Here is a 15,410-nt window from a genome sequence, read left to right as displayed (position 1 = left end):
CCGTCGGGGAATTTCGGCCCCACACCTGCGGGTGGGAGCTGCCGTGAACTGCGATCTTTTGAAAGGCTTGAAAATCAGAAGATCGCAGACGTGGCGGATGTGACTCACCGGTGGGAGAGTCCGCCGATCAAGCGATGTTTACCCTGGATTCAATCGTCGACGTCAATTCAAGCAGCTGCGCGCAGAGATCTGCGTACTCAGTGGAACAGCTTATGACTTCACCCAAAAAGTCAGAGTTGTCTTGAGGCGTATCCGTGACGCGCTCTCCAGAGTGTTTCGTGTATCGATAGTCTCGTACCTCGATTCCAAGCTCGGCCGCGATCTGCCCAATATCCGGAAGCGCAGTCAAAACCCCTGACGCCGGTGCTTTAATCAGCCGAATACCGGAGTAGCACAGCGGGTCTGGCGACCTCTCTTCGACAACGCCAGTGACAGCCCACCGCACCCAGATCTCCCAGGGATCCAGATGGTTGAACGCCAACGCCGCCAGGTCCCAGATGTGCAGGCCGGCTGGCCGCAAGTTTGTTTCTACTGCGGCAGTGAGTCCGGAGCGCGAGAATATTTCGTTGTGGTAGGCACCGCCGTCTGGCAGCAGTCGCCGTATGTGATTCCCGGCGGCGTTGATCTGACGCCGGACATCCTCTGACAATGGTGCAGGCACAATTTGTTGTATTTCTGCGCGGTATAGCCCTGTTGTCGTGTGTTTCTCCGTTATCCACGAGCATCCCGCCACGTAATCCCAACTGTACTCTTGAGCATTCTCGATCAATTCTTCGACGATGATTCCGCCGTCGTGATAGTGCCTCAAGTCTGACCAGATGACGTCGCAGTGCTCGATGGAGGGTACGACATGGCAACCACGACTGTTTCCTTCGTTCAGCGGCTTGGCGAACGCTCGGCCGCCGAACTCAGCTACAGTGCTCTGGAACTGCGCTTTTGATCGTACGTGAACGCAACGGACAGGTTGGTACCCTGGAACGTGCGCTTTGCTTTGCGCGTCCCGGTTGCGAAAGGCGTACTTGTCGAGGCCTGCAAGTGCATCGTCCGGCGCTATTCCAGCAAGCCCGAAATGCTTGGCCAGTGTCGCGCCAAGCAGCACGCCACGGTCTGAAAAGGGCAGGATGCCGATGGGGTTGAGCTCAAGCCGGTCAAGCTCTGCGCACACCCATCGAGTCGACGTTTCGACGGCTTCCTCCCCGAGGGCGCACGCGACGACTTCATCGGCGGCGTGACGATCGGCTTCTTCGATCTTTTCTGTCACCAGTAGTAACTTCGCATCGAAGAGCTGATGGCAAGCTCGTTGAATCTTGGGGATGTCGTAAATACGGACGTTGTTGTAGCCAACGACGATCAAGCATTTTTCCATGTCGGTCTTGTCCTTTGATTGGGGCGCAATGAACGTATTCGGCTCCGATAGCCGCACGTCAACTAATACTGAGCAGCGGCTCCAAGCCCTCGATTCGTTGTATTCCCAGACCTGGCTGGTCACTCAAGAGAAGCGTATTCATCGACATCGTCGCGCCCCCGATAACGGGGTTGTGAGTGATCAACGCCATAGCGTCCAGATCAATGAACCTGAAATGCCTGCCTGAGCAAAAACTCGCCATTGCCGCGATCGCGATGGGAGACTCCATGAGACATGTCGCCGCACAAATCCTGGCGTGCAGGCGAGCGAGGTCGTAAGCCGATCTTGCGGCGCGGATCCCCCCCAGCTTCATCAGTTTTATGGCGAGCCCGTCCACAATTCCGTGTTTTGCCAGATCGGCTGCGTCAAGTAGCGATGAGCAACTCTCATCCGCCAGCACAGGAATACGCGAGGCGTCGGTGACTCGACCCAGACAGGACCTTTCGGTAAACAGCACAGGCTGTTCTATAAAAGACAGATTCATTCCGCTAGCGTCGACCTGTTCCGCAAATTTCAGCGCATCGTTTTCACGCCATGCCTGATTGGCGTCGACGCCGATTTCAATAGATTCTCCAACCGAGCGACGGATCTCGCGCACCCGTCGAAGGTCGTCCTCAATACCCTGCGCGGAGCCGAGTTTAAGCTTCAAGGTCGTGAAACCGTTGCTGACCGCGGCAGCAGCGTCGCTCACCATCTCATCAAGTGTGTTGTGGGAAATCGAGATGCCCGTGGTTATCTGCTGGTTGTCACCACCCAGGAAACGATAAAGCGGCAGCCCGGCGGCTTGAGCCATAAGGTCGTGTAGCGCTATGTCGATTGATGCCTTTGCGGCCGCGTTCCCGGCAATGGAATGATCCATCGACGTCAGGATCGCTTCAAGCTGCGAAACATCCTTGCCCATCAAGGTGGGTGCCAATACGTTTTTTACGACCGATATTATTGAATCGACGCTTTCGCCGTTCATTCGCAAAGAGGGTGTACCTGCTCCGTAGCCACGCAAGCCGCAATCCGTCTCTATCTCGATGACCACGTCCTCGATGTATTCGACACGGCGAAGGCATGACACAAACGGTTTTCGAAGGGGTATGCGCAGCAAACTGATGGACACTCTTTTAATTCGCATCGTATTTCCTGAGTTTCGGTCGATAAGCCGAGCTTGAATTCAGAATGATCATCACGGCGATCACCATGAAAGCCATCCCGGTCAGTGCCAGGATTGGGCCAGATATGTCCGGAGGGGCGTAACGTGAGACCAGGGCGCTCAGTCCTCCACCAGCCCCGACCGCGAGCTCTTTGATAAAAAGACAATTGTCTTTCGCTCCAAACACGTCCAGGTAGCTGGCAAAACATTCAACTAGCGAGAGCATCAGTACCCACACAAGTGCGCCGGTGAATGTCGCTGCCTGGAAAGGTCCCGGCAGCGCGATTACGCAGAGGCCGCAGAACATTGTCAGCCATGTGGTGATCATCGAAACCCTGTCACCGGTAAACTTGCCCATAACGCTGATAACCGGTTTTTGCAGAATGACGATGAACACGCTGCTGGCCAAAACAACCATTCCATACCACGGGGCGAGTGATCCAGTTGTCGACACGATATATTGCGGCAGCAGGGTAAACGGGCTGTACAGTTTGATGCCCATTGTTAAACCCAGCAGCACACATGCCAATTGAATGGATCGGGACGCGGTGCTTCCTGCGGGTAATTCGACACGGGTTCGAGAGGAAACGATATTTCGAGCCACATACGCGGCCAGTAACAGAAGTATGAAACTTGCCAACGCTATAACAGTGTTACTTTGGTCTGGAATTGAAAGCGCGATGCCGGCAAGGATGACGCCGGAATTTATGGCAACCTTGTTGCGCGCGGCTGCACCAATGTTTTCGGAGGCATACGCTCTAATCAGATAACCCGCCACGCTAACACCGGTCGCCAGGCATATCGCTCCCGCAATAAGAAATATCTGACCGGGGAGCACGAGCAATAACGCACCCAGCGCGGCTAACAATGTGGCTACCAGGATTGCGTCAGCCCTGAAGTGGGCGAAAAAGAACGGCGAAAAAACCAGAAAAAAGCGACTGCCGAAAACAAGTATTGCATTCGAAATGGGATCAAACCAGACGGTAGCGCGACCCAGAATCGTGTAGAGCGAAGTCGCAATAATGAGTCGAACGATGAAGGCTCCTTTCATTGGATATCCTTGTAGTGACGGTAGGCATGCCTCGATGTGTTTCTGGATTTGAAGTGAGGAACGTACTTCTGACTGCTTTAGAGATAAGCGTCATACCCGGGTGCCAAAGACAAATGGTGTCTCGGACCTTTACTACGAAACAACAGGCGGGGAGTTTCGCTGAGCTTGGTCCTCCGTGCATGAGTGGTTGCGGTATGGATGTCCAGATTCAAAACGGGCCGGGCATGCAGCACCTTATGGTTCGCTAAAATAAGAAAGGTACCCGTGGTAGCAGCTGAACAGGTTGGGGTCCATGACGGTATTTGCTGCCTGATCCTTCGAATCAACGGCCTGTCGACAGGGTTGGTTGGCACCATGCGCGCGCCGATATCAGTGTCAACACGGAAGTCGAGGTAAACCTGTATTCCGTAGGTGGGATCGTACTGAATCAGTTTTCGCTCATGGCTTTTCGAAATTTCAACGTTTTTCCCCGATCGAAAGCGTGCGCTCATTTGCGCAAGTTGCCTAAGTTCTGTATCACTAAGACCATCAATTATATTTTTTGCAAGAAAATACTGTGTCGGCGTGCAGGTCTTGTCGCGGCAGACGGTTAGTGCGAGAAGGTCGGTTGATTCAACTTCGTACAGATCATCGGAGTGAGGCGTGATTTCGCCATAACCATTCCCCCAGTTTCGATACCGTTCGGCATTTGTTTTTAGGAATATCGCTTTATGATTTTCATAAGGGTACTTGATGTCCCGAAGATGGAACAACTCGCACAGTGCTTCGTGAACGATAAAGGCGAGACAGTAGTTGTCCGTTCGGAACACGCCTGTCAAGCATACCGCTGAGATGCCATTTTTTCCGACACTGTCAAAGTAAAGCTTGTCGTCTTCACGCAATGTATCGCTGAGCAGGGAAATGAGCTGTAACTTCAATGCGTGATTTGACAGGTTGGGCCGGTGATTTGCCCACCAGACTTCAACCGGGTCACAGATATATCCTACGTCTCGTGTGAGAACTCGCTCATGACGAAGCTGTTCGTGGATGAACTTCGGAGTCAATTCCATTTAAAGTCCCTTTTAAAACGAGTTGAGAGGTATCCATACCTCGCGCAACGCATATAGGTTTGTATCGCGCCGTGGTGCGTAAAAGTTTAAACAGACTACCAAGTGGTTTAACTGTGTCTTGATGTTATTGGAGCTCGCCGCCATTAACTTCGCGTCTAAGGTTGGACCCGAAGGCGAAAGTAAGGCAATACAAAATTAATGTATAAATATTACGGTGCGAAACGGATTCGTCGCGATCAAAGAACGCTAATGAGCGATCCTGGAGGGGGCAGATTCAGCCCCGCGATCCGCTGTCAGATACTGTGCTACCGCTCTAACGCAGCAGTCAGCGCCCGCTATGGGCGCGAAAAGTGAACCTGACCTGCGGGCTCATTGCTGGGGTCGTGAAGCTGCGTTTCAGGCTGGGGAGTACCGTCTCACACACGGATCATCTCCCGCACTTTCGCCGTCAACAGGTCGAAGGTGAACGGCTTGGTGATCATTTGCATGCCCGGGTCAAGGAAACCGCCACGCACCGCTGCGTGTTCGGCGTAGCCGGTGATGAACAGCACCTTGAGCTCAGGGCGGTACTGCCGGCCGATTTCCGCCAGTTGTCGGCCGTTCATGCCGGGCAATCCGACGTCGCTGATCAATAGATCGATGCGTTGCCCGGAATCGAGAATCGGCACCGCGCTATCAGCGTCGCCAGCCTCGACGAAGGCATAACCCAATTCGCTCAACACCGTACTGACCAAGACCCTCACCGCCGGATCGTCCTCGACGATCAACACCGTTTCGCCATTTTGCGCGAACGGCGCGTGCGGCACGTCGACGGGCTTGTCCTGGGGCACGTCGCCGCCGAAACGTGGCAGGTACAGGCTCACGGTCGTGCCTTTGCCTACTTCACTGTCAATGGCTACATGCCCGCGCGATTGCTTGCTGAAGCCATAGATCATCGACAGCCCAAGGCCGGTGCCCTGGCCGATCGGCTTGGTGGTGAAGAACGGATCAAATGCTCGGCTGATCGTGCTTTGTGGCATGCCACACCCGGTGTCGGTGACGCTCAACACCACATAATCACCCGGATCAAGGTTGCTGTGGGCGGCGGTGAAGCCCGAATCCAGATATTGATTGCAGGTTTTTACCGCCAGCTTGCCGCCGTCGGGCATGGCATCCCGCGCATTGATCACCAGATTGAGCAGGGCGCTTTCCAGTTGGTTGGGGTCGGCCTCGGCCACCCACAAGGGTTCGCTGAGCTGCATGTCCAGTTGAATGCTTTCGTTGATGCTGCGTTGCAGCAGTTCGCCCATGGACACCACCAGGGTATTCATTTCCACGGGTTTTGAGTCCAGCGACTGGCGCCGCGAGAACGCGAGCAAGCGGTGGGTCAGGCCCGCTGCACGGTTGGCCGACGTCACGCCGAGATCGATCAGGCTGTCGAGGTCTTCGATGCGCCCACGAGCCAGGCGCCGACGCAGCAGTTCCAAGCTACCGATGATGCCGGTCAGCATGTTGTTGAAGTCGTGGGCAATACCGCCGGTGAGTTGGCCGACCGCTTCCATTTTCTGCGACTGACGCAACGCTTCTTCGTTGTGTCGCAACTGAGCGGTGCGTTCTTCGACCTGTTGTTCGAGGGTTTCGAGGGTGTTTTGCAGGCGCAGTTCGCTCTGACTCAGGTCGATCAGCCGGTCCCTGGCTTCGTACTGTCGTCGACGGCCGCGCAACGCGGTGGTCACCAGGCTGATCAACGTGACCGGGTGAAAAGGGCGCTCGAGAAAGGTGACATTGCCCAGTTGCGGACCGAATCGCGAGGCCGGGTTCTGTTCCGGGCCGCCATGGTAGGTCATCAGGACAATCGGCAGGTCCGACCAGGCCGGCTGCTGCTCGATCAGCCCGAGCAGCGGCTCAAGATCACCGCCCAGCAGGGCCTCGGAAGAGATCAGCAGTAAACCGGCGCCTTGCTGCAGCTCGAAGCAAAGCCCGATCAGATCACGGGTGATCACCCCGTCGAAACCTGCCTCGTTGAGCATCATCAGCGCAATCTGGCTGTCGCGACCCAGCGGCGCGAGAATGATCGCGCGCTCGGACATCGCTTCCTGGGCAATCACGGCGTTTCATCCCCGAGCAATGGATTGCTCGCGCCCAGATACGTGGGGACGCCACGCAATACGCCCTGGAAGGCTTCCAGCGGTTCGCCGATGGTCATGCCATGCGAGCCGATGCGGTATTCACGAATGGTCGATTCATGGCTGCCCGTGCGTTTCTTGATAATCGAGATGGCCCGGCGAACCTTGCCCAGCGCTTCGAAATAACGCAGCAGGATGACCGTGTCGGCCAGATATGTGATGTCCACCGGGGCCTGCATGTCGCCGACCAAACCATGCTGGGCGACGGTCATGAACGTCGCGGCGCCTCGGCGATTGAGGTACAGCAGCAACTCGTGCATGTGCAGCACCAGGGCGTTCTCTTCAGGCATCGCGGCTTGATAGCCGTTGATGCTGTCGATCACCACGGTCTTGATGTCGCGTTCATCGACGCAGCGACGCACCCGGTGGGAAAACTCGCCGGGGGACAATTCCGCGGCATCCACTTGTTCGATCAGCAGGTTGCCGGTGTCTTGCAGGGCCTGCAAATCAATGCCCATGTTTCTCATGCGCTCGAACAGCAGCCCGAGTTCTTCATCGAAAATGAACAACGCAGCTTTTTCGCCCCGGGCCACGGCGGCGGCGGCGAAGATCATCGAGATCAGCGACTTGCCGGTACCGGCCGGGCCGAGGATCAAGGTACTGGAACCGGTCTCGATGCCGCCGCCGAGCAGGGCGTCCATTTCCTTGATGCCGCTGGTCAATTGCTGGCGGACGTACACGCCACGGTGTTCGGCAGCGACCAGCCGGGGGAACACGTGCACGCCGTCGCCCATGATGGTGAAGTCGTGAAAGCCGCCACGGTACTTCTGGCCACGGTACTTCACCACGCGGATCCGCCGACGTTCGGCGCCGTAGTTGGGGGTCAGTTCTTCCAGGCGAATCACCCCGTGCGCGACACTGTGCACGGTCTTGTCGAGGGATTCGGTGGTCAAGTCGTCGAGCAACACCACGGTGGCGTCATAGCGCACGAAGTAGTGTTTGATCGCGAGGATCTGGCGCCGGTAGCGCAGGGAGCTTTGGGCCAGGAGACGGATTTCGGAAAGGCTGTCGAGCACCACGCGGGTCGGCTTGACCCGTTCGACCACTTCGAAAATCTGCTTGGTCGCCTCGCCCAACTCCAGGTCCGATGAGTACAGCAGGCTTTGCTGATGCTCGGCATTGAGCAGGCTTTCAGGCGGTGTCAGTTCGAAGATGTGGATGTTTTCATCCAGCTCCCAGCCGTGGGACAGCGCGCCTTGGCGCAGCTCACGTTCGGTTTCCGACAGGGTGATGTACAACGAGCGTTCGCCGGCTCGGGCGCCGGCCAACAGAAAATGCAAGGCGACGGTGGTTTTGCCGGTTCCGGGTTCCCCCTCGAGCAAAAACACATGGCCGCGGGACAATCCACCGGCCAGGATGTCATCCAGACCTTCGATGCCGGTGGCGGCTTTTGCACTGAACAACTCGTTAGATGTAGACAAAAAAAGCCCTCTCATGACTAGGGGAAGCGAGGCAGCAGGCCTGAAGTGCCTGAATGGACTACCTGATCACTTGACCTTTGGCCGAGGCGACGGTTCAACCTTTCTTCTACGTAATCTGTAGCAGCTGCCGAAGGCTGCGTTCGGGCGCGTAGCGCCCGCCGGCCGCCCGATGACGAGCGCTACGCACTCGAACGCAGCCTTCGGCAGCTGCTACACGGGGAGGTGTTTATAGGCCTTGTTGCAGCGCCGGATCGTCCGGGTTGAGCTGCTCGAGTTGCGCCAGCAGGATCTGCACGTTCTGCAGTTGTCCGCTTTCCTTCCAGTAATTGATCAACAGCACGCGGGCCTTGCGATCGGCCGGGTGGCGCTGAACGATTTCCTGCAACTGTTTCTGCGCCGCTTCCAGCTCTTCTTCACCGTGAAGCGTGGTGGCCAGGTCGTAGCGGTAATCCTTGTTGTCCGGCTCCAGCTCCACGGCTTTGGACAGGCCGAGCAGGGCGAATTCGCTTTGGCCGTGGTGCAGCAACCAGAGGCCCAGGGCATGTTGCAGGTAGGCCGAATCCGGCTGAGCCTTCAACTGTTTGGCCAACAGTTGCCGGGCGGCATCGCTCTGGCCCTGTTTATCCAGCACTTCGATCTGCATCACCAGGGCCGGCAGGTTGCCGGGGTCCAGGCGCAAGGTCTGTTCGAGGGCCTCCTTGGCTTCTTTCAGTTCGGCATTGTGCAGGTGCAGCCGAGCGCGCTGATAGTAGTTGTCGGCGCTTTCCGGGGCGCTCTTGAGCACCAGCTCCCAGGCGTCGATCGCCTGCTGCAATGGGCCGAAGTAGAGGCCAAGATCATCCGGCGAAAGCCCCAGCAGCGCGTTGATAGCGGCAAAGCGGACCTTCTGCTCGCTGTCATCGAGCAACGGCCCGATCAACAGGCTGCGTTGCCCGTTGGGCACCAGCCCGCTGATGCTTTTGATCGCCGCGATGCGCACGTCTGGCGATTCATGTTGCAAGTCCGCATCCGCCAGTTTCAGGGCCACGGAGCTCGGGTAGTTGGGCAGTTCGGCGTGCAGCCAGATGCGTCGCTTCGGTGAGATATCCGGGCGGGCCAACTGCTGATAAAGGACCCGCGCCGCACCCGGTTGACCCGCGCGTGCCTGGTTCAGGGCTTCGGTGAAGCCGCGCTTGATCGCCTCCGGCACCACCGGGGCGGAGCTGCGCAGGAACAACCAGGCAAGGCCGATGGCAAGGCCGATGGCAATGAGAATGCAGAGGCTGATGATCAGGTAGCGGCGGGACTGAGGCATGCAGGAATCCAGGAGCTGGCAAGCTTTTGCAAAGCCGTCAGCTTCGGTCAGGCACGGCTGTGAGTCAAACCCTGACTGGCTTCAGTCTGTGTGTCAGGCGATTTAAGGCAGTCTGGCCAATCAGTGATTTTGCCTACAGGACCCGTCGACATTGAAACCTGTCGAGGTCTCGAAGCAGTGACTACGCTTGCTGGAGACAACCCGACAGGCACCTCCATGCAAGCGCTGTTGCAATATTTCAAGGCAATTATCCATCCCGGTCCCGGGGTGTTGCTGTTTGCCTTGAGAACCATCACGGCCGGAATTTTGACGCTGTATCTGGCCTTTCTGTTCGACCTCGACCAGCCGAAATGGTCGATCATGGCCGTGGTCATTATCAGCCAGCCATTGGGCGGCATGGTGCTGGCGCGCAGTTTTGGCCAGGTGATCGGCACCACCCTGGGCGCGGCGGTAGCGGTGGTGATCATGGCGATCTTCCCCCAGGCGCCGATGCCTTTCATCATCACCCTGGCCTTGTGGTTGGCGCTGTGTACCGCCGGTGGCACGTTGCTGCGTTACACCAGTTCCCAGGCGTTTGTCCTGAGTGGCTACACGGCGGTGGTCGTGGCGCTGCTGGCGGTGCCGGATCAGGACGGCACGTTCCTGCTGGCCGTCACCCGCGTGACCGAGACGTTGCTGGCGGTGGCCTGCGTGTGCGTGGTCAGCCTTCTCACGGCGCGCCCGGAGGCGGTGGCCCGTGATTACTTTGCCAAGGTCGATCAAGTGATCAAGCTGCTCGCCACCCACGCTGCCGCTGTCATCCGCACCGAAGAAAGCGAGGACGATTTCCACCGTCGGCAAATGCAGCTGCTCGGCGCGATCAGCGCGCTGGAAGGTGTCCGTCGGCACTTGTACTACGATGCCCCCCGTTTGCGCAGCGCCAATGGCCTGGTGCAGTTGCTCGGTAATCAGCTGGTGCTGCTGACGTCGCGGCTGACGGCGCTGCGCCACCAGCGGCAGCTGTTGGCCGAGCGCTGGAAAGGCGCATTGCCAGAAGAGATCCAGCGTTTACGCGCCGAAGAACTGGTTTTTCTCGATGAACTGGCCCAGAAGGGACGTTCATTGTCAGCCGATGCGCGCCACCATTTCGGGGCGTTGCAACAGCGGTTCGATGACCAGGCCTACAAGGCCGAGCAGCTTACCGAAACGATGCCGGCCACGCTGCGCTCACTGGCCTGGGCGCTGCGCTGGGAGCAGGCGCGAATGTTGGAGCAACTGGCGCAAATTCTGGAACTGAGCGACGCAATCCAGGACGGGCGTCCGGCCAGCAGCATGTTTCGCGGCCAGGACAACCCGTTGCACCTGGACTTCACCCTGGCGTCGATGAACGCGATCCGGGCTTTTACCGCGTTGCTGGTGGCCGGCCTGATCTGGATCGAGACCGGTTGGGACGGGGCGCGTGGCGGGATGATTGTGACGGGGATTCTGTGTTCGCTGATGGCGACGTTTCCGCGGCCGCTGCTGGCCAGCCAAAGCTTTGCCAGAGGACTGGGATTGGCGTTGGTGGTGTCGGCGTTGTACCTGTTCCTGCTGATACCGATGATCAGCAACTTCGAGTTACTCGCCTTGTTGTTGGCCCCTTTGCTGTATGCCGTCGCGGTGGGGCTGTCCAGTCCGCCAACCACGGGCACCGGCATTGGCCTTGGGCTGACGACGATGCTGTTGCTGGGCCCGCAAAACGTCGGCACCGGGCAGAACACCGCCATTCAGTGGTTCGAGTTTGCCGGCGCGTATATCTGCGCAGCGTCGCTGGCGTTAAGTGTCTACGCCTTGATCTTCCCGTTCAGGCCGGTTTTGCGGATACGCCGGCTGTTCAATGAGAACTGCGAGCAGGTCTACGCTTTATTGAAGACACCGGCCACCGATGAGCAGCAATTTGCCTTTGAAAGTCGCATGGTCGATCGCTTGACCATGATGCTGGGATTATTGCCCGCCACCCATGACAAGCAATCCAGCGAGTTATTCGAAGTCAGCCTTGGCTGCATGGCGCTGGGCGTGGCGTTGAACCAGCTCAGGCAACAGGGGCAAAGCAACACGTTACTGAGCACGGAACAGAAAAACCGTTTGTTGGGAGCGGTCCGCGAGACAGGACGGTTGATCGCCGGGCGGCCCGGGATTGACCTTGAACAGTTGCTCGAAACCTTGCATGTCCTGGGCGATGAAATGGACGACTTGCATTTGGACGTTCATGAACACCTGTGGTCAGTCTTCAGGATGCGCGTGGCACTGCTGATTGTGGTGTCGTTTCTGCAGCGGCATCGCATCCACTTTCAACCTCTGGACGTGGAAGGAGTACCGGCCCTTGCCCATTGATCTGGAAGTGGGTGGCGTCTACCTGCCGCCAATCGCCCAGGCGTTGCTGCTGGCGTTGCCGATTTACCTGCTGCTGGACTGGATCCTGCGCCGCTTGGGCGTGCTGCGGTTTGTCTGGCATGAAGCGTTGTTCGAAGGCGCGTTGTACGCCTGCGTTTGCGCGACGCTGATTCTGGTGATGGGAGCTTGATGCGTTGAAGAAGATCCTTTCCCGACTCGCAACCGTGGCGGTGGTGTTGCTGGCCTTTGTGCTGGGCTGGTTCGCCTGGGAGCATTACACCCGCGCGCCCTGGACGCGAGATGCGCGGGTGCGGGCCGATGTGGTGACCTTGTCCGCCGATGTTGCCGGGCGCATCGTCAGCCTTCGCGTGCAGGACAACCAGCATGTCGACAAGGGCCAGTTGTTGTTGGAAATCGACCCGGCGCGCTACACCCTGGCGGTGGAGCATGCCAGGCGCTCGGTGGAAGTGGCGAAAGCCTCCCTCGGGCAATCCGAGGCGACGATTGTTTCCAGTGGAGCGTTGCTAAGGCAGCGTCAGAGCGAAGAACGCCGACGTCGCACCCTCAAGGAGCGCGCCGCGATTTCAGGCGAGGAGTGGGAAAAATCCAGCACCGACGTCGCCGTGGCGCAGGCCGAGTTGCTGCGTAACCAGGCCAACCTGGGTTTGGCTCAGGCCAATGTGCAATTGGCGATCGCCGCATTGACCCAGGCGGAACTCGACTTGCAGCGCACCCGGGTCGAAGCGCCTGTCAGCGGTTACGTCACCAATCTGCTGACCCGTCAGGGTGACTATGCCACTGCCGGTGGCGCGCTGCTGGCGCTGGTGGACAGCGATTCGTTTTATGTCAGTGGCTACTTCGAAGAAACCAAGCTGCCACGAATCGAGGAGGGCGACCACGTCAGGATCGAATTGATGAGCGGCGAGACTTTCGGCGGCACCGTCCAAAGCATTGCCTTCGCCATTGCTGACCGCGAGAACCTGCCGGGCGGTCGCTTGCTGGCCAACATCAACCCGAGCTACACCTGGGTCAAACTCGCCCAGCGGGTGCCGGTGCGGATCCAGATCGACGCCGATTACGCCGGCAAAAACACCCTGCGCGCCGGGACCACAGCCACCGTCACCGTCGAGGAAAACCACAAGACTGAAGATCACCGCTAACCCTGTAGGAGCCGAGCTCGCTCGCGAAGACAGCGGCAGGCTCGACATCAAATTGCCTGTCAGACCGCTTTCGCGAGCAAGCTCTGCTCCTACACTGAATCCGCGCCTGAACGCACTGTTGCGAACGACGCAATCCCCTGTAGGAGCCGAGCTCGCTCGCGAAAGCGGTGGGTCAGTCACCGTCATTTTTGAATGTACATCTGCTTTCGCGAGCAAGCTCTGCTCCTACAGGAACGTGGCACGGTGGGCAGGCAAAAAAAAAGCCCCGCGACCGAATGAGGCGCGGGGCAAAGAAATTGGTTGGTTGCGGCCAACCAAAGGGGCTCGTTTGAAACGTTACTTGCTGGCGACGGTTTCTGGTTGCCAGCCACCGCCAAGGGCTTTGTAAATCGCGACAATGCCGCGATACAGATCGACTTCGGCCTGGGCCTGGGTGTCTTCCGCCGCCAGACGCTCGCGTTGGGCATCAAGCAGCACGAGGAAGTCCGCCGTGCCTTCGCGGTAGCGAATTTCCGCCAGGTCGGCAGCGGCGCGGCTCGATTCGCTTTGACGAATCAGCGAAATCAAACGTTGCTGCCGTTTGCCGTAATCACTGAAAGCGTTTTCCGATTCTTCCAGGGCCAGCAACACTTGCTGCTCGTAAGTTGCCAAAGCGCCTTCGGCATCCGCATCGGCGCCACGCAAACGTGCTCGCACGCTGCCCAGGTCAAACGCGGCCCAGGTGATGCTTGGGCCCAGCGCCCAGGCGTTGGCCGCCGACGAACCGATCTGCGATCCGCGCCCGGCGGTGAAGCCGAGGAAGCCGCTAAGGCTGACACGCGGGAACAAATCAGCCTTGGCCACGCCGATGCGCGCGGTGGCGGAGGCCAGCTTGCGTTCGGCGCTGAGAATGTCCGGACGACGTTGCAGCAACTCGCCCGGATCACCGATCGGCAACGCCTTGGCAATGGCCGGCAAGTCCTTTGGACCCAAGTCCACGGTCAGCTTGTCCGGGCGCTCACCCAGCAGGGTGGCGATGCGGTTTTTCTGCCTTACCTGCTCAGCCTGCAATTGCGGCACGCTGGCTTCGACGGACGCCAGGCGGGCATCGGCGCGTTCCACATCGAGCTGGTCGCCGACGCCGGCATCACGCAGGCTTTCGGTGATCTTGCGCGATTCCTGCTGGTTGTTGAGGTTGGCAAGCGCGATCTTTTCCCGCAGTTGCGCACCGCGCAGTTGACCGTAGGCGTCCACCAGTTCGGCAATCATGGTGACTTGCAGTTGGTACAGATCGGCTTCGATCGCCTGCTGTTCGGCGTCGGCGGATTCCAGGTTGCGCTGGATACGGCCGAACAGGTCGATCTCCCACGCCATGTCCAGGCCCAGGTCGTAGCGTTCGCTATTGACCCGTTTGGTGGTCTCGCCAGGAATCTGCCCTTTGCCCAGATCACTGCTGGCCCGGCTGGTGATGGTCGGCATCGCGTCATTGCTGACGTCGTCGCGAATCGCCCGCGCCGCTTTCCAGCGCGCAAAGGCTACGCGCAAATCGCGGTTGCCTTTCAACGACTCGGTTACCAACTGGTTCAGCGTCGGGTCTTCAAACTGCTGCCACCAGATGCCTTCGAAACGCGAGCGGTCGAAGTTCTTCTGGCCGGCAGCGCCATCGGTGGCCGTGGTGATGTTGGCCGGTTCAGTGGCTGGGGTCTTGTAGTCCGGGCCGACGGCACAGGCACTCAGGGCCAGTACCAGAAGGCTCGGCAGGAAGGCTTTCAAGCTCATTGTTGCGCCTCCAGTTGCTTTTGAAGATTGTGCGCCTTGGCCGCTTTGCGCTTTTCACCGCGCTCCACAAAATTACGAATCAATACGTAGAACACCGGCGTCAGCAAAAGGCCGAAGAAGGTCACCCCGAGCATCCCGGAGAACACCGCCACACCCATGGCGTGACGCATTTCGGCACCGGCACCGCTGGAGAACACCAGAGGCACGACACCCATGATGAACGCGAAGGAGGTCATCAGGATCGGCCGCAGACGCAGACGGCACGCTTCCAGTACCGCGGCGAGCGGGCTGAGGCCTTCGTCCTGCTGTTTATCCTTGGCGAACTCGACGATCAGAATCGCGTTCTTACAGGCAAGTCCCACCAGTACGATCAAGCCGATCTGGGTAAAGATGTTGTTGTCGCCGCCCGAAGCAATCACACCAATAATCGCCGACAGCAGCGTCATCGGTACGATCAGGATCACCGCCAATGGCAGGCTCCAGCTTTCGTATTGCGCCGCGAGTACCAGGAACGCCAGCAGTACGCAGAGCGGGAACACGAACAGCGCGGTGTTGCCGGACAGAATCTGCTGGTAGGTCAGGTCGGTCCATTCGTAGGTCATGCCGTTCGGAAG

The 15,410-nt window shown here is 58.5% G+C and carries 12 protein-coding genes; 3 read left to right on the top strand and 9 right to left on the bottom strand.

The window, feature by feature from the left end; all coding sequences use genetic code 11:
- Positions 1–127: 127 nt before the first annotated feature.
- The 7 genes from ACIPL2_RS03420 to ACIPL2_RS03390 form a co-directional block, all read right to left on the bottom strand.
- Positions 128–1,366: an acetyl-CoA carboxylase biotin carboxylase subunit family protein gene (locus ACIPL2_RS03420; protein ID WP_401352971.1), complete on the bottom strand. Its 1,239-nt coding sequence runs from the start codon at positions 1,364–1,366 to the stop codon at positions 128–130.
- A gap of 58 nt (positions 1,367–1,424) precedes the next feature.
- A complete protein-coding gene (locus tag ACIPL2_RS03415) occupies positions 1,425–2,528 on the bottom strand; it encodes a mandelate racemase/muconate lactonizing enzyme family protein (protein ID WP_401352969.1) in 1,104 nt (367 codons plus the stop codon).
- Complete coding sequence (locus ACIPL2_RS03410) at positions 2,518–3,597, bottom strand: hypothetical protein (RefSeq protein WP_401352967.1); 1,080 nt, start codon at positions 3,595–3,597, stop codon at positions 2,518–2,520. Before ACIPL2_RS03410 ends, ACIPL2_RS03415 begins: the two co-directional genes overlap by 11 nt.
- A gap of 77 nt (positions 3,598–3,674) precedes the next feature.
- The gene (locus ACIPL2_RS03405) at positions 3,675–4,646 is read right to left on the bottom strand and encodes a hypothetical protein (protein WP_401352965.1); all 972 of its coding nucleotides are present in this window, start codon (positions 4,644–4,646) and stop codon (positions 3,675–3,677) included.
- 416 nt (positions 4,647–5,062) lie between these two features.
- Complete coding sequence (locus ACIPL2_RS03400; protein WP_401353366.1) at positions 5,063–6,715, bottom strand: ATP-binding protein; 1,653 nt, start codon at positions 6,713–6,715, stop codon at positions 5,063–5,065.
- Positions 6,716–6,729: 14 nt separating this feature from the next.
- Positions 6,730–8,232 carry an ATPase domain-containing protein gene (locus ACIPL2_RS03395; protein ID WP_401352963.1) on the bottom strand — a complete coding sequence of 501 codons (1,503 nt, stop codon included), beginning with the start codon at positions 8,230–8,232 and terminating at the stop codon, positions 6,730–6,732.
- A gap of 226 nt (positions 8,233–8,458) precedes the next feature.
- Complete coding sequence (locus ACIPL2_RS03390) at positions 8,459–9,526, bottom strand: tetratricopeptide repeat protein (RefSeq protein WP_401352961.1); 1,068 nt, start codon at positions 9,524–9,526, stop codon at positions 8,459–8,461.
- 216 nt (positions 9,527–9,742) lie between these two features.
- On the opposite strand from ACIPL2_RS03390, the gene ACIPL2_RS03385 reads away from it, so the two are divergent.
- The 3 genes from ACIPL2_RS03385 to ACIPL2_RS03375 are packed head-to-tail and all read left to right on the top strand — an operon-like array spanning position 9,743 to position 13,038.
- Positions 9,743–11,878, top strand: coding sequence for an FUSC family protein (locus ACIPL2_RS03385; RefSeq protein ID WP_401352959.1), 2,136 nt, complete (start codon positions 9,743–9,745; stop codon positions 11,876–11,878).
- On the top strand, positions 11,868–12,068 hold the full coding sequence (locus ACIPL2_RS03380; protein WP_059405193.1) for a DUF1656 domain-containing protein: 201 nt from the start codon (positions 11,868–11,870) through the stop codon (positions 12,066–12,068). The genes ACIPL2_RS03385 and ACIPL2_RS03380 overlap by 11 nt, the downstream gene beginning before the upstream one ends.
- 4 nt (positions 12,069–12,072) lie before the next feature.
- On the top strand, positions 12,073–13,038 hold the full coding sequence (locus tag ACIPL2_RS03375; protein WP_401352957.1) for an efflux RND transporter periplasmic adaptor subunit: 966 nt from the start codon (positions 12,073–12,075) through the stop codon (positions 13,036–13,038).
- A gap of 336 nt (positions 13,039–13,374) precedes the next feature.
- Here ACIPL2_RS03375 and ACIPL2_RS03370 read toward each other — a convergent pair whose 3' ends face one another.
- Positions 13,375–14,796, bottom strand: a complete 1,422-nt coding sequence (locus tag ACIPL2_RS03370) for an efflux transporter outer membrane subunit (protein ID WP_401352956.1) — start codon at positions 14,794–14,796, stop codon at positions 13,375–13,377.
- On the bottom strand, positions 14,793–15,410 hold a 618-nt coding region (locus ACIPL2_RS03365), incomplete at its 5' end, for an efflux RND transporter permease subunit (protein ID WP_401352955.1). The genes ACIPL2_RS03365 and ACIPL2_RS03370, both read right to left, overlap by 4 nt.

It is taken from the genome of Pseudomonas sp. NPDC086251, assembly GCF_044746405.1.
GTDB lineage: Bacteria > Pseudomonadota > Gammaproteobacteria > Pseudomonadales > Pseudomonadaceae > Aquipseudomonas.
This window is presented reverse-complemented; position numbering and strand designations above follow the sequence as displayed.